Source organism: Fibrobacter sp. UWB1 (assembly GCF_002210325.1).
In the GTDB taxonomy this organism is placed as follows: Bacteria; Fibrobacterota; Fibrobacteria; order Fibrobacterales; family Fibrobacteraceae; genus Fibrobacter.
On sequence record NZ_MWQL01000001.1, the window covers coordinates 105,447 to 129,033 of the forward strand.

10 protein-coding genes are annotated in these 23,587 nt (G+C 50.1%); 9 read left to right on the plus strand and 1 reads right to left on the minus strand.

Going from position 1 to position 23,587, the window contains the following annotated elements; all coding sequences use genetic code 11:
- Positions 1–31 precede the first annotated feature (31 nt).
- The 6 genes from B7988_RS00425 to B7988_RS00450 all read left to right on the plus strand — a co-directional run bounded on the left by B7988_RS00425 (position 32) and on the right by B7988_RS00450 (position 19,107).
- Positions 32–1,888, plus strand: coding sequence for a hypothetical protein (locus tag B7988_RS00425; protein ID WP_088656435.1), 1,857 nt, complete (start codon positions 32–34; stop codon positions 1,886–1,888).
- 134 nt (positions 1,889–2,022) lie between these two features.
- Positions 2,023–3,642, plus strand: coding sequence for an acyl-CoA carboxylase subunit beta (locus B7988_RS00430; protein WP_088656436.1), 1,620 nt, complete (start codon positions 2,023–2,025; stop codon positions 3,640–3,642).
- A 315-nt stretch (positions 3,643–3,957) separates the two neighbouring features.
- The gene (gene sprA / locus B7988_RS00435; RefSeq protein WP_249268776.1) at positions 3,958–10,818 is read left to right on the plus strand and encodes a cell surface protein SprA; all 6,861 of its coding nucleotides are present in this window, start codon (positions 3,958–3,960) and stop codon (positions 10,816–10,818) included.
- Between the two features lie 98 nt (positions 10,819–10,916).
- Positions 10,917–12,014, plus strand: a complete 1,098-nt coding sequence (gene mnmA / locus B7988_RS00440; protein WP_088656438.1) for a tRNA 2-thiouridine(34) synthase MnmA — start codon at positions 10,917–10,919, stop codon at positions 12,012–12,014.
- A gap of 126 nt (positions 12,015–12,140) precedes the next feature.
- Positions 12,141–14,009 carry a T9SS type A sorting domain-containing protein gene (locus tag B7988_RS00445; RefSeq protein ID WP_088656439.1) on the plus strand — a complete coding sequence of 623 codons (1,869 nt, stop codon included), beginning with the start codon at positions 12,141–12,143 and terminating at the stop codon, positions 14,007–14,009.
- 91 nt (positions 14,010–14,100) lie between these two features.
- Complete coding sequence (locus B7988_RS00450) at positions 14,101–19,107, plus strand: hypothetical protein (RefSeq protein WP_141225506.1); 5,007 nt, start codon at positions 14,101–14,103, stop codon at positions 19,105–19,107.
- A 5-nt stretch (positions 19,108–19,112) separates the two neighbouring features.
- On the opposite strand, the gene B7988_RS00455 is transcribed toward B7988_RS00450, so the two are convergent.
- The gene (locus B7988_RS00455; RefSeq protein WP_170930498.1) at positions 19,113–20,165 is read right to left on the minus strand and encodes a glycoside hydrolase family 16 protein; all 1,053 of its coding nucleotides are present in this window, start codon (positions 20,163–20,165) and stop codon (positions 19,113–19,115) included.
- A 135-nt stretch (positions 20,166–20,300) separates the two neighbouring features.
- Between B7988_RS00455 and B7988_RS15145 the strand changes: the two genes are divergently transcribed.
- The 3 genes from B7988_RS15145 to B7988_RS00465 are packed head-to-tail and all read left to right on the plus strand — an operon-like array spanning position 20,301 to position 23,586.
- Positions 20,301–20,621 carry a response regulator gene (locus B7988_RS15145; RefSeq protein ID WP_283160523.1) on the plus strand — a complete coding sequence of 107 codons (321 nt, stop codon included), beginning with the start codon at positions 20,301–20,303 and terminating at the stop codon, positions 20,619–20,621.
- Between the two features lie 9 nt (positions 20,622–20,630).
- Positions 20,631–21,344, plus strand: coding sequence for an HD-GYP domain-containing protein (locus tag B7988_RS00460; protein ID WP_212668284.1), 714 nt, complete (start codon positions 20,631–20,633; stop codon positions 21,342–21,344).
- Between the two features lie 16 nt (positions 21,345–21,360).
- Positions 21,361–23,586: an ATP-binding protein gene (locus tag B7988_RS00465; RefSeq protein ID WP_088656441.1), complete on the plus strand. Its 2,226-nt coding sequence runs from the start codon at positions 21,361–21,363 to the stop codon at positions 23,584–23,586.
- Position 23,587 lies beyond the last annotated feature (1 nt).

Consider the following 23,587-nt stretch of genomic DNA (forward strand, 5'->3'; position numbering starts at 1 on the left):
TGGATGTCAAGTGTAAACAGGAGGAATTCAAATGCGAGGAGAAAAACTTTTAATCAAGGCTTTGCCTTTTGCCGTTCTTTCAGCATCGCTTGCCATGGTGGCTTGCGATTCCGGTTCCAATTCCAATGAATCTCGAAATGACAATCCGGTATTGCCGGAAAATCCGGTTGGCGACGGTTCTAATATCGCAGCTGTTGAAACGGCTGAGGACTTGATGAACTGCACCGAAAGCCGTGAAGGCAATATGGCTAAGGTGCTAAGCGAAAATGCCATCTACGAGTGTGTGGATGAACGTTGGAGCAAGGTAACTGTTATTGAGACGTTGCCGAGAGACACCTCGTCAAATGATATTTCATCGAGTAGCGATTCGTCAAGTGAAACTTCTCCGAGCGGAAATTCTTCGGCTGGCGAAACCCAGATGTCAAGTTCCTCGATGAATTCGGACGTTTCGTCTGTAAGATCGCCGCATTGCTTTGAACCTTGGCATGGCAATGAGATGGTTTACCAAATTCTAACCGGCTATGACAATGGTTCTGGAACGTCGGGTTATTGGTATTCCTTTGGCGATGACGCTGATGGAGGCATGTCGACGATTGTTTGGCCTGTTCCGGCTCCGGCAACCGAATCGCCCGATGTATTAGATGCGCTTATCGACTTTTGTGGTGGTGTTTGCGGAACCTTCGAACTTGCCAAGGGTTCTTTAACATACGACCCTTATGCTGGGGTGGGATTTAATATTGCAGGAGTAGATGAGAATGGCTATCCTACAACGGTAGATGCTTCGGCAATGGGCGGAATCATTGTGACTTACTCCTCGAGTATGGGGGCGACCTTGGAACTTGGCTTGGGCGAAGAAATGGATCGCAGTATAGGCTACGACAACCCGTTTGTTGTACTACCCAAAAACACAAATGGTATTGTGAAAGAGTTTAAATGGTCCGAGTTTAAACAGGCGGGCTGGGGAGACGTTGAGATTACCGGTGAAGAGGCTGCAAAAAAACTCGCGTCTATTCGCTTTAGAGTACAAGGCAAAGATGGCTCTAAAGGTGAATTCAATATTAAGGCGATCAAAGCGTATAATCCTAGTGATTGTGCTGCATTTGTGCCTCCCGTCTTTTCGTCAAGTTCCAAGAACGTGAATTCTAGCAGCAGTAAACCTGTCTCTAGTTCCAGCATTGTTCGTTCTAGCAGTAGTGGCGAAAACGCTGTTGGCATCAAGCCGATAGACTCTTTTGAAACCTGGAGCGGAGCCGACGGCATGGAACGAATCAGCACGGGCTTTTTTGCGGAAAAGGAAGATGGAGGCTACTGGTATGAATACAACGATTCCGAAGATGGCGGCAAGTCATCCATTATATGGCCAGAGCCTTTGGGCAATGAATACGATGCGAAGTCCTTTCTGCCTGTAATTGATATTTACGGGGGCGTTTATGGAACCTATCAGTTGAATGCGGGAGACCTGCCGTATAATCCGTACGTGGGTGTAGGATTTGACTTGGCCGGTCACGACGCAAACGGGAACCTTGTTCTTGCTGATGCCTCTAGTATGGAGGGAATATGCGTTGGGTATTATTCGGATGCTCCTATTACAGTTGAAATGGGCTTTGGCGAAACAAAAGACCGGGAACTTGAATATGATGTCCCGCTTGCAAGGCTTCCGAAGAGTACTGCCGGAACTTACAAAGAATTCAAGTGGTCTGATTTTAAACAGGCCGGCTGGGGAAGAGGCGAGAAAGTTTCGGGTGAACAGGCTGCCAAGACGCTCGGCTCGCTCAAGTTCAAAATTCAGGAAAAGGACGGCTCTATGGGAAAATTCAATATCATGGCGGTTGGCCCCTATCGTAATGGCAACTGTAGCGTGTTGTCAATGGCGCCGGTGCTTCCCTAACGGTAGGGGAACTTCCTACAAACAACTTCCATCTTACTTATTTAAACAAAATTATACAAAAGTCGTTGACTAGCTCAACGGCTTTTTCTAATTTTGGCTACGAAAATCTTACAAGTACAGGAGTTCTTTACAAAATGTGGAACGAAAAGTATATCGCCAAGCTGGATAACTACCTGGCTCAGGCCCAGGCAGCTGGTGGCGCTGCCCGTGTCGATAAGCAGCACCAGTCCGGAAAGTGCACCGCCCGCGAACGCATGGAAATGCTGTTCGACGAAGGTACGTTTGTAGAAGTCGGTGCGCTCCGCAAGTCGAGCAACCGCGTGCTCAAGGAAAGCAAGGTCGTCCTGGGTGACGGCGTCGTGACCGGTTACGGCAAGGTGAATGGCCGTCTGGTGTTCGCCTCTTCTCAGGACTTTACGGTGGGTGGCGGCTCCTTGGGCCAGTGCCATGCCGAAAAGATTTGCCGCGTGATGGATATGGCTGTCGAAGCCGGTGCTCCGTTTGTCGCCATGAACGATAGCGGTGGAGCCCGTATCGACGAAGGCGTGTTCTCTCTCGCTGGCTATAGCGCCATCATGGCCCGCAACGTTTGGGCTTCGGGCGTGATTCCGCAGATTGCCGTGATCATGGGCCCCTGCGCTGGTGGCGCCTGCTATTCTCCGGCTCTTAGTGACTTCATTTTCATGACCCAGAACACGAGCCAGATGTTCCTCACGGGCCCGGCTGTGGTGAAGCAGGTGATGGGCGAAAACATTACCGCTGCTGACCTCGGTGGCGCTCCGGTGCATACCTCCAAGTCCGGTGTGGCTCACTTCATGTACGAAGACGACAAGAAGTGCCTCGAAGGTGTCCGCAAGCTCCTCAGCTACTTGCCGCAGAGCAACCGCAAGGAATCTGCCGAATGCAACTGCAAGATTGCCGAAGCCGCCAAGAACGACGAAGGCTTCTTCAAGAAGCTGTTCTCCAAGTCCGAATCGAACGAAGTGGCCGCTTCCTTCGACAACAGCGCCTCTATCCAGGACATCGTTCCGGATAACTACAAGCAGGCCTACGACGTGAAGTCCGTGATTGCCGCCTTTGCCGATGCAGACAGCTTCTTTGAAGTGCAGAGCGACTGGGGTAAGAACGTGGTAATCGGCTTTGCCCGCTTGAACGGTGAAGCCATCGGTATCGTGGCTAACCAGCCGAAGGTGCTCGCCGGTTCCTTGGACGTAGACGGTTCCGACAAGGCTGGCCGCTTTGTGCGCTTCTGCGACGCGTTCAACATTCCGCTCCTCGCCCTCGCTGACGTTCCGGGTTACATGCCGGGTTCCAAGCAGGAATACTCGGGCATTATCCGCCATGGTGCAAAGCTCCTTTACGCATTCGCCGAAGCGACCGTGCCGAAGGTGACGCTCATTCTGCGTAAGGCTTTCGGTGGCGCCTACATCGCCATGAACAGCAAGGACGTGGGTGCCGACTACGTGTTCGCCCTCCCGATTGCCCAGGTGGCCGTGATGGGTGCCGAAGGTGCCGTGGAAATCATCAACAAGAAGGAAATCGCTGCGGCTCCGGATCCGGCTGCTGCTCGCGCCCAGTGCATCGCCAAGTACGAAGAAGAACTGATGAACCCCTACGTTGCCGCCTCCATGGGCGTGGTCGACGAAGTGATTCACCCGGCCGATGTTCGCAAGCGCCTGATTGCCGCCTTTGATGCCTTGAAGACCAAGGAACAAAAGCGTCACTGGAAGAAGCACGCCAACATCCCGCTTTAATGAGACCGCTCGGCTCTATTGCATAAATGGAAATGTGATATCGCCTCGCTCTCGCGAACACGCCTGGTTAAGACCAGGCGTTTTTTCGCTCACGGAGACCGCTCGCGCCCAATCGTAACCACTCGGTTTAAACAAATTAATTTCAAAAAACGGCTCGCTCTGCGGGCCGTTTTTTGCTTATGTAGCGCAAGGAAAACCGTCCAAATCGTTGAAAAATTGCTAATTTCGCACAAATTGCAGGAAAAACCCATATTATAGGTGGTTTTGCGGTGCGCAAATTCAGTATTTTATGGGGCACCTGTATAGAAGATAATTGTGTTTTTTGAAGGTTTAAAACGCTTGTGGCCGGTGGCGACTGTCGCCCTTGCCGTAGGAATCGCCTGGTCCCAGAGCGACTCTGTTTCGGTTGTGTCTGCAAGCGATGCTGAATCTGCTCCTGATCCGGCAGAGACCGAATGGCAGCCGACTTACCAGTACATTTCGCTTCCGCCTTCTGTAACGCCTTTGAACGGCTTGTTGCCGTTTGGAGGCATAGGGTCTTCGCCTACGCTCATGAGTACGAGCAAGGGGCAGGTCTTTAGTCACGATATCGATGTGTCGACCCGTGAAATGGACGTGAGCGAAAAGCGCGTGAACTCCGTTTCGCGCGATACGACGACTTTGTGGACGGCGCATTATCCCGAACTGGCGGACTACGTGTCGGACATGTACAGCATTGGCCAAAAGAGCCTGTGGCTGAACGATTTGGTCGGTAAGGCAAACGACGGATATGAGACTCCCGAGACCGGTTCGGTGTTCGATATTACGATTCCGGTGACGATGCCTGCTTGGATGCGCGACTTTGGCCTCGATAAGCCGAAGCTGATGCTCCAGGGTACCATGGACATTCGCTTGAAGGGCTACGGTGAAAAGGACGATGCCGAAGGTAGCACGAATACGAGCCTGTGGCCGAGCCCGACTTTGAACTACACGCCGAACTTCATGGTGAAGGGTAAAATCGGTCCTTATATCACGGTTGAAATCAACAACGTGGAAGAAGGCCTCGGTGCCCGCAACCAGGTGCGCGTGGTTTACGAAGAATCTTACAAGGACGAATTTGAAGATTACATTCTGCAGCGCGTAGAAGCCGGTACCACGAACCTTGCTTTGACCGGTACGGAACTCACGGGTTACTCCGAGAACCACCAGGGCCTGTTCGGTATCAAGGCCGACTGGAAGCTTGGTGACTGGCGCCTTACGACGATTGCCTCGCAAGACGGTGGCGATCAGGAAGAATATAGCCTGAAAGCGAGCGAATCGACGACGGAATTCCAGATTCTTGATAAAGGCTTTGTCGCTTACCGTTATTACTTCTTGAACCAAGAGGCTAGGAATACTTACATCAAGGAATATTCGGTTTCAGGTAGAAAGACTTCGACCTATAAGGCGACCAGCCTGAAACTTTACAAGCGCAGTGCGACGAATTCCAAGGAAGTCATTGATAACGTCTATGTCAGGTATGTGACGCCGAGCGGAAAGACGATTGTCAAGAAGGTGGAACGCTTGGCCGAAATCAAGAACACCAACAACGATGTGTTCTCTTACGATGAAAAAACGGGCGTACTCAAGATTAACGGAGTGAACCGCAATACCTTGCTTGCCGCTAGCTGGGCTGAAGACCGCGATGGCAAGACTGCCGTGAAAGAAGGCGATACGATTGCGCTTGTCCAGTGGGACGCCACCCTTTCGGAACTCGTGGACATCGACAAGTTGATGTTGCGTAACGTGTATTCCATCGGTATTTCGGATGCAAGTTCTTCGAGCTTTGTGCTGCGCATGAAAAACAAGGCGGGCATTTCTGGAGACTTCCTCAAGAAACTCGGCCTGGTGGATACCACGACGGGAACGCCTTTGGTAAACGACGCTACGATCTTTAAGAAAGACGCTGCCGGTAATTACACGGGCGAAATGTGGCTGCCTTGTAAATCGAGAGACGACCCGATCTATGCGGGTAAGCCGAACAAGGATGATCTGGCTCGCCAGAACTGCTTGGAACCGCTGCGTAACCTGGACTCGTCTGCGGCCATGGCTCAGCTCTATACACTCCCGGTCTACAATCTTTCTCGCTATACGAATCGCTTCTACTTTGAATCGGTGGGTAAGCGCCGCAGTTCTACTTTGAGCGTCCGCGATCCCAGTTCCAGCTATTCCGTGAGCGGCAGTTCCTGTATGGATATTTCGCCGGGAACCGAAAAGGTGACGGCGGGCTCTACGACCCTTATTCGCGGTACCGACTACGAAGTCAACTATGAACTCGGCCAGATTGAACTTTTGAGCGAACGCGCCCTTGACCCGAACAAGGAAATCAAGGTCAGCTACGAATGCGAACCCCTGTTCGAAATCGACAACAAGCTGTTACTTGGTGCCCGCGCGGAACTCCCGCTGGACTTGTACGGCATGGGCGCAGGTTCCGTATTCGGCATTACTGCTTTGTACAAGAGCCAGAGTACGACAGCCCAGACTCCGACGCTTGGAAACGAACCGTATTCCAGTGTGCTGTGGGGCATGAACCTCCGCCTGCAGGATACCGTGCCTGCTCTCACGGAACTGGTGAACTTGATTCCGGGCATTAACACGACTGCCCAGTCCAGCTGGCGCTATGAAGCGGAATTTGCCGCTAGTCGCCACAATGCGAACACGAGCGATGACCAGGCCGCGTTGGTCGAAGATTTCGAAGCGACTGCATCGGGACTTACGTATCCGCTGTCTAGACTTTCTTGGTACCATGCGTCGCCTCCTGGTGGCGTTGAATCGAATGCTTCTACCTATATCAAGAGTCAGGACTACCGTCACCAGGGTGAATTCATTTGGCACAGCAACAATACGGAACTGTACAAGAATATTTATCCGGCGGTGGGTAATTCCGATGTTGACAACCAGCACTTGACTGTGCTCAAGATGACCCTCAGGGCGAATGATAACCTGTCAGGTAATTCCTGGGGCGGTATCATGCGCCCGAATAGCAGCTATTACCAAGACCTGAGCGACATGAAATACATTGAAGTCGTGGCTCGCGGTAATGTGGGCTCCATTTACCTTGATCTTGGTTTGATCAGCGAAGACCTTTCGATTAGCGGTGATGCGCCGAACGGATTCTACGACGGCGAAAACGACTTGGGTACAACGACCGCCTTGCATGACAGAGGCTTAGATAACAAGACCGGCTCTGAAGAAGAACGAATAGAATGGATTTGCCAAGGCGATGAATGTAAGATTAAGCAGAGGCACAATACGACGAATACGGATGCCTCTACAACCGATATCTCCCGCGATAACTATGACGATGATTTGGACGATGAAAGCGATCCGCCGGTAAATATTAACGGTACCGAAAAGAACTCGGGCGAACGCACCTACGATACCGAAGATATCAACAAGAACGGTTCTTTGGACAGGGACATTAGCTTTGTCCGTTACCGCATCGACTTGTCCGACACGACGGCTCAACTTGAAAAGCTGAAAAACGGCTGGCGCAAGTGGCGCATTTACCTGGACCAGTACGATACCATTGTTTCGCAGACGGGTAGCGATTACCGGACGATTCTTTCGGAAGCCCAGTACAGCAGGCTTTGGCTCGGCAAGTTGAATAATGGCGTTGCCGAAGCCAAGGTGCAGATTGTGCAACTTGCCGTGGTCGGTAATGCCTGGGAAGAACGCACGGTTGCCGACTTCTACAAGACGACCTCGTCGGAACATTCTCAGATTGCCGAAGTGAACGGCCTTGAAATGAAGGTGACTGAAAATGTCGCCTCTAGGGACAACACCTACATCAGCGTTTCTACAATCAACAACCGCGAAGATTCGAACAAATATCACAAGTCGCCCAATACGCGCACCGAACGCGATTCCGATTCTAACGCTCCGCTCAAGGAAACGGCCCTCGTGCTGGATTACCACGACATGAGCCCGGGCCAGGAAGTGGGCGTGACCCGTATTTTTGAAACGGACGTGAAGGACCTTTCCAGCTACCGTTCTCTCAAAATGGAAATCCATTATGCGGATAGTTCGGGATCTGAAAAAGTGCCGATTCGCTTTGCCATCCAGTTCGGTGAAGGCTCGCTGGAAGGCTCGAACGATTACTATGAATGGAGTTTCCGCCCGGTCAACTATAACTGCAACAAGGGCAAGGAACGCGAACAGGATTGCCATGAACGCAACTGGCTTGACAACGCCTTTGCCATGGACTTGGTTGACTTTACGAACTTGAAGCGCGGCCGCCGTCCGCCTTACATGAATGCGGTCGAAAAAGATCTGGGTGGTGAACGCGAAGAAAAGTTGCGCTTGGTGGGTAACCCCTCGATTACCAGCGTCGACTGGATGCGCTTTGTGATTATTGCCGATTCTAACGCCTCGGCAGAAGACATTAAGGGGACGTTCTGGATTGATGACCTGCGCCTTTCGGATATGGATACCGAATGGGGCTATGCCGCCCGTACGAGCGGTCAGGTCAATTTTGCCGACTTTATTTCGCTTTCTGGTGCTATCCGTTACCAGGACGGTAACTTTGCAACGCTATCGACTTCGAACGGTTCTCCCAAGCCGAAGGCTTCTGTCGCGGCCTCCCAGCTTGACGTAGCGGGTGACTTCACCATGAACTTGAACAAGTTCCTGAATGACAGTTCCGGCTTCCACATTCCGCTTTCTTTGGGCTACCACAGCTCTACCAAGCGCCCCTACATGAAGCCGACAGACGACATGATTCTTGAACGCAGCAGCTTTGTGGACTTGACGGGTGACATGTTCCAGAACAAGCTGGAAGTCGGCTCGAACAAGGAAGAACAGAAACTGCGTGACGAAGCGGAATCGAAGGGCTACCAGTCTTATGTTCGCGAAAAGTCGTTTGGCATTAGCTACCGCAAGGATTACCACGCTCACGATACCAAGCTTGGCGAAGTGATGTCGCAGATCTTCTTGGATCGTCCGGCAATCAGCTATTCCTACAACGAATCCGAAGGCAAGTCGACGACCTCGGCGGACTCCAGCTATTCTTACCACACGGTGCTTGAATATAAGCTGGGAACGTTCAGCATGTTCAAGTTCAGACCGCTCGAAGGCTTGTCGAAGTATGAATGGCTGAAGCCGTTGTCTAAGGCCGAATTTGAACCGTGGCCGCAGACGTTTGACCTTACCGTGTTTGACTTGAGCTACATCCGCTATGTGAACCAGAGTCGCGATCCGGACTTCGTGGAACCGCAAGTCGACAAGATTGTGACTTACACGACGGAACTGAACCACAAGTTGAACATGCGCTGGAACATTTTCTCGTTCCTTACCACAAGCTATTCCTTGAACATCAAGCGTGACATGTACGGTGGCGGTGACCGCGAAGCATTCGTGAAGAAGAACTTCTTTACATCGCGCGACGGTGGCCTGTTTGCTAACGAATACATCTTTGATTACGACCATACCGATAAGCGCGTGTATATTTCGGGCGATAGCGTGGTCGCTATTCCTTACGACACGATTCCGAAAGTTTCTGAAAATGGCGATACGCTCGCTATTGACATGCAGAATCCGAATTCTTACGAAATCCGCTACGATTCGACCACCTTCTACAAGGTCGATAGCGTGGGCAGCAAGACTTATGGCAAGTCTTACGGTATTCTGCGTAACGAACGTTCTCGTTCTCAGCAGTTCAAGATTGGCTTTAACCCGAGGCTGATTCCGTTCTTGCCGTTCAGCACGAACTTCAGTTCTGACTTTAACCAGCAAAAGACGATTCCTGACGATTTTGACTTTATGGACGAAACGTCGGTCGAGAAAAACTACTGGACGATTTCTCAGACGAACCGCTTTGAATTTGCTCCGTCTTTGAAGGTGCTTGAATTAGCGCGTGCTTTCGGTAAAGAAAACCCGGTGGCAACCGCCTTCGACAAGATCAAGTGGCGTGAAGTGCGCTTTAACTGGACGGCAAGCACTAACACGGTGGGTGAAAACTTTACCTTGGCCCAGTTGTACGAAGACCAGGGTGTGACTCCACTGCAGTATTACCTGTATGGACTCGGTCTCGGAAACGGTTATCGCAACCGCGGATTCTATAACATTGTCACGGGTGATATGGGTCTTGACCACCGCGACGATTTCCAGCGTTTCGCCCAGTACAGAAACCGCCATGTCGATACGTTGGTGTATCAGGGTAACTTTAGACATTCCGTGTCCCGCCAGTTCCAGATTGGTACCGGCGTGACGCTCCCGATTTGGGATATCGGCGTGACGGGCGATTTGCAATGGAAGGAAGACTTCTCGCAGGCCCGCGAATACCCGATGTATATTGACACTACGACGGTGTGGCCGAAGATCGGTATCGGTATTACGGTTCCGAACTTTGCTCAGCGAGTTTCGTTCTTGAACAGCTTCCGCAGCGTGTCTACGTTCCACCGCTTCGATTACTCTTATACGACTACGGTACACCCGTTCCAGAGTGCCGAAGATTCCTGGTCGCATAGTATTAACTTCAACCCGCTTATTCGTATTACGTTCTTGCTGCAGAACAACATGCGAATTGAAAACAGCGTGCGCATGAAGATCGAAGATACGGATAGACGTCCGAAGGAAGAAGTCATTGGCATTACCAGCTGGCCGGATTCTTCGGCGCATGGCCGCGATACCAGTGATTACTTCTGGGATATTCCGTGGATTCACACGTCGCTGTATAACGACTTCATGTTCAACATTGGCGATGACTTCACGATTACTTACCCGCTCAAGCTCGACAAGGCCGTGAAGTTCTTCAAGTGGTTCTTCAAGTTCAAGAATTCCATTGATCTGAAGTTCACTGCCGGTTACGACTACAAGAAGACTATCCGTAAGGAATACGATCCGGTGGATGGTTACGACAAATGGAACAAGGAAAGTGGCACGGACGGAGTGTTCAAACAGTGGCACTTTGAAAACCCCTTGTATGAAGATCAGCCCGATAGGGTTTATAGCCCGAAACTGGAACTGACTGACAGAACCGTGCCGTCGCGTACACATGAATGGTTTATTCGCCCGAGTGCTGGCTACCAGTTCAACAAGATAGCCTCGATGAGCAGCTACATTGAATACCGCCAGATTCATGAAAAACTGGATGACGAAACGCCGCACTTGCGCCAAATTCTGCAATTTGAAATTGCACTCATGCTGAGGTTTGACTAACTCGGAATTCGGATTTCGGAATGATGAATGAAAGTAATCGCGGCGAAGGCGCCTGACAAAAAAAATCCGAACTCTGAATTCTGAAATCTGAATTTATTATGACTAAGAAACGTGTAGCAGTCGGCATGAGCGGGGGAGTGGATTCGTCGGTGGCGGCACTCCTGCTCTTGGAGCAGGGTTACGACGTTTTCGGCGTGACGCTTCGCGTATTGCCGCCTCTGGCGAATGCCGGACAAGTTTATGATCCCGAAAAAGACGAAAGCGTCTTGCGCGCCCGCGCGGTCGCGAAGCGCTTGGGTATAGAGCATTATGTGGCCGTGTGTGACGACGCATTCACGGAGCGGGTGCTTAAACGCTGTCACGGGGATTTTGCGGGGGCGCGTACCCCGAATCCTTGCTGCTACTGCAATCGCTACATCAAGTTCGGCTGGATGCTCGACTTTGCGCTTGAGCACGGCGCAGACTTCCTTTCTACAGGGCACTATGTGAACGTGAAGGAGGTCGGTGGCGTGCGAAGGCTCTTCAAGGGGCGCGATATAGCCAAGGACCAGAGCTATTTTTTGTTCGGTGTGCCCGATTCCGCCATGGCGCATGTGATGACGCCGCTCGGGGGCATGGAAAAGCCCGAAGTTCGCGCGATGGCGGCAAAGCATGGCTTTGAAAACGCCAGTGCCAGCGATAGCCAGGATATTTGTTTTGACATTTACGGCGATGATTATACGAATTTTTTGCAGGAACGTTTCGGTGCGATGACACGCCCAGGAAACTTCGTGACCGCCGACGGCAAGATTTGGAATAGTCACGAAGGTTACCACCGTTACACGGTGGGGCAACGCAAGGGACTTGGCGTTGCGCTGGGTGTCCCCGCATTCGTGCAGAGCGTGAATCCGGAAACGGGCGATATTCTGGTGACCGCCGACAAGTCGGCCGTCTCTGCAAGTGATGTTCGCATCCAAAATTGCGAATGGCATGGCGTAAACCCGGCTACAGGCGTGGCCTACGCCGCTGGCGACACTTTCGAGTGCGAAGGCATGGTGCGTTACCGCCAGCGTCCGACTCGTTGCATGGTCAAGATTCTAGAAGACGGCTGCGCACTCGCCAGCTTTGAACAGCCCCAGTTTGCAGTCACTCCTGGCCAGTGCGCCGTATTCTACGACGGCGATATGGTGATTGGCGGCGGCTGGATTGTACGTTAGTTTTTTTTAGGTGTGGACATTTTTTGTGACGAATGTCAACGCCTTGAAATAAAAAATGTTCATTTAGCCCCTCGTTAGTATATCTTTAGGAAGAGCGCCCCTTAAAAAGGGTGTTTGAGGAGTATTATGAAAAAAACTGGTTTTAAGGCTTTAAGCGGAGCTTTATTGCTCGGCGGAGCTGTTTCTGCTTTCGCTGCCCCGGGACTTACCGTGAGCGGCACCGATCTCATGTACAACGGCAAGAAGATTTTCTTCTCGGGCACGAACCTCGCCTGGAGTGACTACAATTCCGATGTGGGCGATTCCCCACTGAACGAAAACGCTTGGCGCAAGGCTGTGGAAGGTACCCGTGCCGCAGGCGGTAACGCCATTCGCTGGTGGCTCTTCAACAACATGAGCCAAAGTCCCGAAATCGATCAGAGCACGCATCTGGTTTCGGGCCTCAAGGCAAATACCATCGCCAACATGAAAAAGGCCTTGGACATTGCCGAAGAATACGGCGTGATGGTTTCGATGTGCCTTTTCAGCCACAACCTGATGGAACCGAATCAGTGGGGCCTATACGACGAAAAGCTGGACATTACCGCAAACACGCAGCTTTTTGAAGACGCGGGCACCAAAGCCTTTATCGACAATGCGCTTGTTCCGGTAGTAAAAGCAATCGGTAACCACAACGCACTCATGACCTGGGAAGTCTTTAACGAACCCGAAGGCATGACAAGTGTAGGCTGGACCACCAAGAAACTCGACAAGGCTGTGCTGCAGAAGTTCACGAACAAGATTGCGGCGGCAATCCATACCACAAACCCGGAACTGCTCGTTTCTACGGGTAGCGTGAATATCCAGTATCAGAGCTGGTGGAACGATTCCGAACTCATCGCAGCCGGTGGCGAAGCGAACGGTACGCTCGACTTTTTCCAGACGCATTACTATCCATACTACCAGAACGATGCCGTGTCTCCGTTCGTGAATACGGCGGCCCAGATGGCAACAACGTACAAGTACGACAGCAAGCCCATGATTATCGGTGAATTCCCGGCGAGTGGCTGGAAGGGCGATACTTATACTACAAGCATGGCTGCCAAGACCCAGATTTCTACCGAAGAATGCTACCGCAAGGCCTTTGACGGCGGTTACGCAGGCGCACTTGCCTGGCAGTACATTGGCGACAAGACCGAATCGAACTTCGGCGGTTACACCTATACCATTGATCCCGCTCTCGATGCCATGAAGGCTCTCGCCGCAACGGAAGAAGCAAGCATCAAGATTAAGGATGTCGCCATCAGCCAGGAAGGCGGTGACGGCAAGATGGCGGTGACTTACGGCGGCGACAATGCCCAGATTGAATACCAGAAGACTTGGGACTTGAGCAAGGCCAATACGTTTACGTTCGAGGTTACTAATAAGAGCGAAAGCGATGCGCAACTGAACTTGATTTTCAAGCTGACGGATGCGTGGACATGGACCGAAGTGGAAGGCCCCTGCGAAGTAGCCGCGGGCCAGTCCAAGACTTGTTCGTTCGATATTTCCAGCTACGCCGACCGTAACAAGACTTTGAGCGTCGTTATTGCAAACTACGCTGCTGGCTACACCGGTACAATCCTTTACGACAACTTCAAAGCGGGCGACCAGGTTCTCTGGGACTTTAACGAAGACAAGTACGACGCCTTCAGCCGCGGTTTCGAGAATACCGAAGAGATGATTCCCGAAATCAAAATCGTGTTTGAGGATCCTTCGGGAATCTGCATGCGTCCGCACGTTGCAGGTGCCAAGGCTCTGCGAGTAAGTGGTAACATGCTTAGCCTTTCGATGGGCCGCACACAAGGCGTGACAGCGGAACTCTTCGATGTCACGGGCCACAAGGTTGTAACGCTTCACAAGGGTACACTTTCTGCAGGCACGCACCAGTTCAAGGTGAATGCGGCTGCGGGTACATACTTTGTGAAGGTCGCAGGCCAGGGAATCAACCTGACTCAGAAAGTGATGGTGAAATAAGAATTATAAACTTTAAGTAGCTCGCTTTAAGGCTTTATCCTTTGAGATAAGGCCTTTTTTAATTACATTTACCTTGTATAATATAAGGAGGATGAATATGCTCAAAAGGGCGTGTTTGCTTTTTATTGCACTTTCTTGTGCCGTTTTCGCAGCAGATTTGGGGACTGCCGAAAAACCGTTAACCATCGATAATGAGAACGACCTGGTGCTGCTACGTAATGCGGTGAATGCCGGTAGTGGAACATTCAAGGGTGTCGACGTTTCTGATGGTGCGACGGATCTGTATTTTAAACTTGTCCGCGATTTGGACTTGAGTACCGTTTGTGGAAATAATGTCGGAAACTGGACTCCGATTGGCTCCATGGAACATCCGTTCAAGGGAAACTTTGATGGTAATGGAAAAACGATTGACTATCTCTATATCAATGAACCTCTGCCGGAACGCGGTGATACGGCAATGGGTTTTTATGGATTGTTTGGAGTCGCATCGACGGAATACGAATCCAAGACCGTCATTTCTAACTTGACTATTGGTGAAAATTCAAGAATTGTTTCGGAGCGTGATGGCGATGTGGGCGCCATTGTCGGGCTTGCTCGGAATAACGTGGTGATTTCTGATTGCAAGAATAAAGCCTATGTGTCAGGAAGGTCTGCAGTGGGTGGAATTGTTGGTTTTGCCGCAAATGCACCCCTTCCTGCTGGAGTGAATATAAAGAACTGCATAAATGAAGGCTTTGTTGACGGCGCGCGCAAGGCCGGTGGAATTGTCGGTGCCGTAAATGGATTCGGAGTGCATATCGACAGCTGTACGAATTTGGGCGGAGTGTCTTCTGCCGATACGGCTGCAGGAATTGTCGCAGTAGATTACAGTTCGGTAATGACAGCAGCCAAGTTGAATTACTTGATTAACAAGGGAGACGTGAGCTCGGGTAAAATTTCGGGTGGAATTATTGCTGTTACTGCAGACGGCGGGGCTTCCATTGCGAATAGTTTTAATTCTGGTCACGTGCAGGCATCGACTTCGGCTGCAGGCATTGTGGGCCATTGGAAATCGATAACGAACGCGCCGACCATTTTAACATGCGTAAATTCGGGCAGTGTTTTTGCGGGGACTAATGCGGGTGGCATTGCTGGAATTATTGAGGAATCGTCTCCTAGCTATGTAACGGTTTCTCAGTCGCTTAACTTGGGTGTGATTAATGCGGGCGCCTATGCCGGTGGAATTGTCGGAAACATCAATAAAGGCGCGTTTTATGCAGACCATAACATGAATGCTGGTGCAGTCGGTTTTGGGTATGCGGGTGGAATCGCGGGCCGAGTGAAAGCAGGTGCTTCTGAAAATATCGCAGCAAACTTAAGCATTGCCGCTCCCGATACGTTTGCAATCTATGATAGCGTCATGTCGCATTTTGAAGAGGATTGCCAGTATCCAATTGATGCAGCGCACGCCTATGTGACAGACAGCTTGATTTCGGGAAAAACGATTGATGCCTTGGGCGATTCCCTTTGGGTGTACAAGGAAGGCTATTATCCGCAAATCAAGACCCTTGTCGAAAATCCGATGAAAGAAATTCGCGACGCTCAGCTGGTGGCCTCGACTCCGGTGCGCTTGGGCCTTGGCGATGACATCGCACACATCTCGAAAAACATAAGCTATACGACTAAGGATGCCGCAGGGAATGCAGTCGATGTCTATAGTGCTCGTGGAAATATCTCTTTTGTGAACGATTCTGTTGCAATGCCTTATTCCTTGGGTGCAGATACCCTTTATGTGCTTAATGAAAATGCAACGAAAAAAATCATCGTGAATGTTACTGCGACAAGTAATTTGGGAACGGTTGAAAATCCGCTCACGATTTCTTCAGTGGAAGAACTGTTGCAGTTCAGAAAGGCTCTTGCCGATACGACTAAATACAAGGGCGTTCTAATGGATGATGCGGGTGCGCGTCTCGCGTTCAAGATTACCAAAGATCTGGACTTGAGTTCTGTCTGTGGCCCCAGCAAAGGCAACTGGACTCCTATCAAGAATTTCTTGGGTAAACTCAATGGCGCAAATCACAAGATTTCGAATCTCTATATTGATATCGAAGATTCCCTTTCTCAAGTGAATGGAGGTCTATTCGAAACGATTATCGCTGCCGATACGGCCATTGTTGAAAATCTGGTGCTTGAAAATGTCCATATTCGGCTTGCGGGAGGTCGTTCTGCAGGTGCGATTGCCGGTTATATGGGCGGTAATGTGGGCATTATTCGCAACAATACGTCGGACGGAATCGTTTACAGCGATGGAACGGCTGGTGGCCTTGTTGCTTCAACAGGATTAAACGATTTCTTCTTGCAGAACAATTTGGTAGAGGGCTCTGTCGAAGTCGTTCGTGCGGACAGTACCAAGTCTCAAGGGGCCGTCGGTGGAATGATTGGGTTTACGAACGGTTTAAAAGCATCTGTTACAGGTAATGTGAACCGGGCTGATATCAAGGGAACATATGTTGATGCGATGAGCGGTATTCTGGGTGTTGTGTATGCGCAGTCCACTATTGAAAATAATATAAACGAGGGCAATCTAACGGGTGCCGCAGGGTCGCATCTTGGTGGCATCGCTGGCGAAATCACTTCGTCTGTCAGATTCGTAGATAACCATAATAAGGGCGATATCAAGGTCGATAGTTACGCAGAGTATGTTTGTATGGGTGGTACAGTTGGTTTCTTGGCTGAAATCTATTCAAATGATGGTGTGGTAGAAAATAATTCCAATACCGGTAATATTGATGTTAGCTTGTATGCGTACTTGTATGACAAATATGTAGGAGGTGTGTTCGGCAGATATATACATACGAAAGCATCTGACCTTGTGAATAAAGGTCATGTCTCTGCACTGGTTTTAACTGCAAGTACAGTCAAAGTGGGAGGCGTCATCGGAAGCGCAGACTATACGGATTCCGTTTCGCTCGCGTCGATTGTGAATGAAGGCGCCGTCGAAGTGAATATCGATACGTCTGAGGTTGGCGCCTATGCAGGTGGCGTTCTTGGTTATTCCGATTCCAAGTATGTAGAAATTCGGGATGCCTTAAACAAGGGTAGTGTTACTGTCGAAAGGAAAAGCTCTTCTTTAACAATTGTCGGCGGTGTTGCGGGTCTTTTGGCTCACAAGAAAGCTCGTGTCGAAACCAGCTTTAATTACGGAGATGTAGATGTCCGTGGCGGCAACAATTTGAAAGTGGGTGGCATTGCGGGCTATTATGCCTCTTCGGATACCATTGCGGTGATGCAGAAATGCGGTAACGAGGGTAATCTTCATGCTGTCAAGACTGCCAAAAATACAAGTGAAATGAATGTGGGAGGCCTTATTGGAGAAGGCTGGTCCTTGCATATAAGCGATTCCTATAATTCGGGTAATGTCAGTGCTGGGTATAGGATGGATTCTTTGGTGACACCAAATAAGAATTCGACTTCAGATTTCATTGGCGGACTTGTTGGTGATGCGTATGATGGCGTCCCGAAAGGAATGAATTCTTTCTTTGAAATTGAAAGAACGATAAATATTGGTGATGTGTATTACGAATCGAGTGCTGATGTTGTATTCGCTGCCGGAATTGGCGGCATTGTGGGAAGCTCTCAACCTCAGGAGATGACTATAAAAAACGTGGCAAACTATGGCTCTGTTTCTTCGAATAAGTCGGAGACATTGCTTTGGATGGGCGGCGTTGTCGGTTATTCGCTTTATACCTTGACGATGAAAAATATCGTGAATGGAGGCGCCCTTTCTTTTGATGCCGATGTAAAGAATTCTTCTAGCGGAAGCCTTGTTGGATGGAACGCCAGCTCGACTCCTTATTCGGTAAGTTCTGCATTCCTCCATGGTTACGAGCATCTTGAAAATCCGGAGCGCTACCATGCCGAAAATTGGGATAGTACCGTTGTCGATTTGCAGTGGGCTCGCCTTGATACCAATGAAGCGTATACAAGGCGCTTGACTGCAGAACTTACTGCAGATTCTTTACCCTCGGTGTTGAATGCCGAAAACTGGATTCAGGTGGAAGGTTATTATCCGCAGCTGAAGGCACTTGCAGAGTCTCCGGTAGAAGCGATTCGCAAGATTAGCGCACTCGGTGCAACGCCTGCTTATTTAAAAACCGGAAAAGAAGACTACGAACATGCCGATTTAGTCTGGAGTCCGTTTGCAGTTGCTACGAAGAACGCCCTTGGCGAAACGGCAGTTTGGACATCGAACGTGTCGCAGGTAGTGTTGAAAGCCGATACGGTTTCTTTCAAGGCCCTGGATCGTGACACGGTTACGGTGTTGACCGTTACTGCAGATGGCTACAAAAAGTCGGTTTGGGTTTCTTTGATGTCCCTCTTCAAAAAGAACCTGGATTTCTCGAAGGTGAAATGGGACTATACGGCGCCCTTCACTTACGATGGAAAGGCTAAGGCAGTTTCTTTGAGTGGCCTTCCGGAACAGGTAAAGGCAACTTACAGCAATGACAGTGCAACGGTTCCTGGAACGTATGTTGCCCGCGTGACATTGCAATACGATACTGCCCTGTACAATGCGCCGGTCTTCACGGATAGCCTAAAGTGGACCATCAACAAGGATACGCTGGATCTTTCGAAGATCGTGTGGAGTAAGACTGTAGAATTTGAATTTGATTCTACGGAACATTCCGTAAAGCTTGAAAACGTTCCGGAACAAGTCGCGGTCGACTATGCGTCTGCCTCGCAGACGAAGCCGGGTGAATACCATGCAATGGCGGTGCTCCGTTACGATACCACATTGTATGTGGGCAAGGGCTACAAGGATTCCGTGCTCGTTTGGAAGATTCTTGCCGGCCCCACGAAGACTATTGCATCTGTTCCTGTGCTGAATCAGGTGTCGCTTGTTTATCGCGGCGCAAAGACTTGGGCGCTTGAATTTACGCAGAATGTTCCTGCAAATGCCCGCGTCTCTGTAGTTGGTGTTGACGGCAAGAAAATTTCGACAAAGATAGTGCGTGGCGCCCAAAGTATTGCCTTGCAGGGTATGCCCGCAAACGGCATCGCCATTGTCCGGGTTGCCTACCCGGGAATGTCGAAGACGTTCAAGATAAATCTTCGCTAAGAGATTTATTGCGTCACTCGGATGTAGTCGACGAGCATTTCGTTCGGGAATTGTGAGTCGTCTACTTCGAATCCGGGCCAGTTGCCTGCAACGGCGACATTCAAAATAAAGAAGAATGGCTTGTGGAATTCTTCGGTGTCGCCGGTGCTATTTTCGATTAAAATCTCGTGGTACATGAAGTCGTCCACAAACATGCGGATGTACTTTTCGTCCCATGTGAATTTGTAATTGTGGAATTGCGTGACATCGAGTTCAAATTTTTGGTCGCGGTAGCTGCCGGTGTTGTTGCCGTAGGTGGCGTACTCGCTGCCGTTAGCCCAATGGTTGGTGCCGTAGACGATGTTTTCGCTGTTCACTGTTTCGATGATGTCGATTTCGCCGCAGGCTGGCCAGCTTACGGCGTCGATGTTTTGGCCGAGTAGCCAGAAGGCGGGCCAAATGCCCTTGCCCACGGGGAGCGCGATTCTCGCTTCAACGGTGCCGTAGGTAAAGCTGAACTTGCCCTTGGTAATCATGCGGGCCGAGGTGTACTTGGAACCTTCGTAGTCTTCCTTGGTTGCGCGAATGTGCAGAATGCCGTCTTGTACGTAGGCGTTTTCTTTGCGGTCGGTGTAGTATTCCCACTCGTTGTTGCCCCAGCCGCTGGCACCGGTGCCGATTTCAAAAGTCCATTTTTCGGAGTCTATGTTGTCGCCGTCAAATTCGTCGTGCCAGAGATACGGAGATTCGCCGGGATTGCTTTCACTCGAAATGTTTCCGCTTGAAGTGATTCCGCTCGAGCTGCTGGCAATGTCATTTGCATTGCTCTCGGCATCGCGAGAACCGCTCATGTCGGTAGCGGAAGAATTTGCTGTGGATGGATTTTCAGCCTCGCTGGAGATTGCCGGGACATCTGCGGAAGATGAGGTCGGTTCAGCAACCGGGGATTCTCCGGAGGGGGTGGTCTGCTCGCTTATTTCGGCGTTTTCGGCATTGGAAGAGGAATCCGAGGAGCAGGCTGCCGTGAAAAGGGCGACTCCTGCGCAGAGGGAAAAAAGGCTGAAAAAGGGGAATTTCATGTCTTAATTATATAAAAAATCGCCATTTTGCACCAAAACGTGAGTATTTCGTCATATTTGTGGAATATTTTTTTAAGAAATCGTCAAAAGGGCCGTATTCTAATATATATTTACAAAGTGTAAAGAGGATTTAACATGTTGGTTTCGCAAAACAAGACGGTCTTGATCGTAGATGATGACCGTATGAATTTAAAGTTCGCCGAGCACATGCTCAGTTCGACGTATGACGTCGTGATGGCGAACTCTTACGAGGATGCGTTGGACTACCTGTCAAAGGAGTTGCCTGCGCTTGCCCTTTTGGATGTTCACATGCCGGGCAAGAACGGTTTCGAATTGCTGGCCGAGATTCGTAAGATCAAGCATTGCAACGAGTTACCGGTGGTGTTCTTGACCGCGGACAGCGACCGGGAGACCGAGGTCCGGGTGTTTCAGGAAGGTGGCCTCGACTATATCTAAAAGCCCCTGGTGCCCGAAGTGGTGCTTGAGCGAATCAAGCGAATTCTCTCGCTTCGCGAATTGCAGGTCAACCTTGAAAGCGAAGTGGAACGCCGTACCGAAGAACTCGAAGAAAGCCGTCGCAAACTTCAAGTTCTTTCTTTGCAGGTGGTCAAGACGCTTGCTTCGGCGATTGATGCCAAGGACCGCTACACGAACGGTCATTCGAGCCGCGTGGCTAAGTACAGCAAGGAAATTGCTCGCCGCGCGGGCAAGCCCGTGGAATTCCAGGACGAAATCTATTTCATTGCTCTGCTGCACGATATCGGGAAAATTGGTATTCCGGACAATATCTTGAACAAGAATTCCAAGCTCACGGACGAAGAATACGAAACGATTAAACAGCACCCGAGTATCGGGGTTGAAATTCTGAAGAATATCACCGAGATGCCCAAAATCGAGATCGGTGCGCATTACCACCATGAACGTTTCGACGGCAAGGGTTACCCGGAAGGGCTTGCCGGTTATGGCATTCCTGAAATAGGCCGCATTATCGCCGTGGCCGACGCTTACGATGCCATGACGAGCCGCCGTAGTTACCGTTCGGGCTTGCCGCAAGAAACGGTACGCAGTGAAATTGTGCGCGGTCGCGGTCAGCAGTTCGATCCGGATTTCGCCGATATAATGCTCCAGATGATTGACGATGATGTGAATTACACCATGCGCGACGATAGACTTGTCTGATGAGCGGGGTGGACCGATGCGGACTATTGTGCCTAACGACATCTTTGATGAAAATGATCGTCGCGTTTTGCAAACCCTGACACGCGTGATGCGCTGGCTATGGGCGATGTTTCCGTTAATCTATTTCGGAAATATTATTCATTTGTTTAAAATCGACTATTGCGAACTGACGATTTTGACTGCAATCGCTTTTGTGATTCTCTGGCTCCCGACTTTTATTGAACGCATGGGAGCTCCGCTCGTGGTGCGTCGGTATTTTTGTGTGTTGGGTATGGGGAGCATCATCGCGACGCTTGCGACTAATGAAAACATCGGCATTTACATGACTTATTCTCTTGCCATGGTCACAAGCCTTTTATTTTTCAATGCGGCCTTTACCCTTAAAATTTCGATATTCAGTTACATCTTGATTGTGGTATCCCTTTACTTTAGGGCTCCCGGTGCCAACCATGGCGAATTTTCTTCGGATACGTTCTGGTGGATTTCTCGTTCGGCAGGCTTTTTGATTGAAGCGATTACCATGACGCTTTTGTGCATAACCATTGCAAAACTCACGCACCGTTTGCTTGAAAACTTGGATAATGCCCGCAAAGAAGCCCAACATTCCGATGAACTTCGAAAGGCTTGGGCTGAAGCCGAAGAAGCCCGCAAGAATGCGGAATCGGCGAACATGGCCAAGAGCTTTTTCCTTGCCAATATGAGCCACGAAATCCGCACGCCGATCAACGGCATTTTAGGGATGAATGCCATGCTCCTGAAGGAATGCAAGGACAACTCGCTGCTGGAATATGCCCAGAACATTCAGAATGCGGGCCACACGCTTTTGTCGTTGGTGAATGATGTCCTGGATATTACGAAGATTGAATCGGGTAAAATGGAACTGTTCGTCGAAGAGTACGACTTGTTCGCGGTGTTGAATGATTGCTACTGCGTTGCCAACCCGCGTGCGCAAAGTAAGGGCCTGGAATTCAATATCAACGTGAATCCGAAAACACCGGCGCTCTTGGAAGGCGACGATGTGCGCCTCCGCCAGATTGTAAATAACTTGCTTTCGAACGCAATCAAGTACACGCCGAAGGGAACTGTGGACTTGCTGGTGGATTTCAAGACGCTGCCAGAGGAGAATGCTGCTAAACGTATTGAACTTGTGATTATCGTGGCCGATACGGGTATTGGCATTCGCTCGGATGATCGCGATAAACTGTTCCAGAGCTTTGAACGAATCGATTTGGAACGCAACAGGAGTATCGAGGGCACGGGCCTTGGGCTGAACCTTACTAAAAAGTTGGTCGAGATGATGAAGGGCCGCGTGCTGGTGAAAAGCGTCTACGGTTCCGGCTCGGTATTCGAAGTCCATATTCCGCAGCCCGTCAAGAGTGATGAAGCTATTGGTAACTTTATTGAGCGTCATAAGGAATTTATTTCGTTTGACTCTGCAGATAAAAAGTTCAAGGCGAGAAACGCTAGGTTGCTTGTGGTTGATGATGTCGTCATGAACCTGAAGGTGGTTTGCGGACTTCTCAAGGAAACGGAAATAAAGATTGATACAGCGACAAATGGGGAAGATGCGCTTTCGCTTGTAGAAAAAAATCATTATGACTTGGTCCTTTTGGACCACATGATGCCTGTCATGGATGGAATCGAAACCTTGCAATGCATGAAAGACATTAAGGGCTTTGATATCCAGAAAACGCCTGTCGTCATGCTTACGGCAAATGCGGTGGTGGGAGCGAAAGATGCTTACATGCAGGCGGGCTTTACCGACTACATTACCAAACCGATTCGTGAAAAAACATTGCTTTCGGTGGTGAAAAAACTTTTGTCGCCTGAGCTTATCGAAGATGTTCTCACTGTCGAAAAGAACCTGGCGAAACAGGCCTCGTCTTCGATGGGTGCGCTATCGGAATTCCTGAATACGGAAACGGGGCTTGGTTACTGCATGAACGACGAATCCTTTTATCGCGAAATGCTTGCCGAATACGTGAAGAACGATCGTCGCGATGAATTGGAAAAATCCTTGGCAAGTAATGACCTTGAATGTTACCGGATTACAATCCATTCCCTGAAAAGTACATCGTTGACAATCGGGGCGGTCGCCTTGTCGGAATCGGCCAAGGCGCTAGAAACGGCTTGTAAAGAAGGCAACGTGGATTATGTGCGCGCACAGCACGAAAAGTGCATGACTGATTATAAGTTGATTCTAGAAAAGTTGTCCAGTTATCTTGCTGCAGGGGAGTCGTAAC

Excerpts from the sequence above, each read along its gene's own strand:
- B7988_RS00465 (WP_088656441.1), top strand. The coding sequence starts at position 21,361 with ATGCGGACTATTGTGCCTAACGACATCTTTGATGAAAATGATCGTCGC.
- B7988_RS00450 (WP_141225506.1), top strand. The coding sequence starts at position 14,101 with ATGAATATGCTCAAAAGGGCGTGTTTGCTTTTTATTGCACTTTCTTGT.
- B7988_RS00425 (WP_088656435.1), top strand. The coding sequence starts at position 32 with ATGCGAGGAGAAAAACTTTTAATCAAGGCTTTGCCTTTTGCCGTTCTT.
- B7988_RS00430 (WP_088656436.1), top strand. The coding sequence starts at position 2,023 with ATGTGGAACGAAAAGTATATCGCCAAGCTGGATAACTACCTGGCTCAG.
- B7988_RS00455 (WP_170930498.1), bottom strand. The coding sequence starts at position 20,165 with ATGAAATTCCCCTTTTTCAGCCTTTTTTCCCTCTGCGCAGGAGTCGCC.
- mnmA (WP_088656438.1), top strand. The coding sequence starts at position 10,917 with ATGACTAAGAAACGTGTAGCAGTCGGCATGAGCGGGGGAGTGGATTCG.
- B7988_RS00445 (WP_088656439.1), top strand. The coding sequence starts at position 12,141 with ATGAAAAAAACTGGTTTTAAGGCTTTAAGCGGAGCTTTATTGCTCGGC.
- B7988_RS15145 (WP_283160523.1), top strand. The coding sequence starts at position 20,301 with ATGTTGGTTTCGCAAAACAAGACGGTCTTGATCGTAGATGATGACCGT.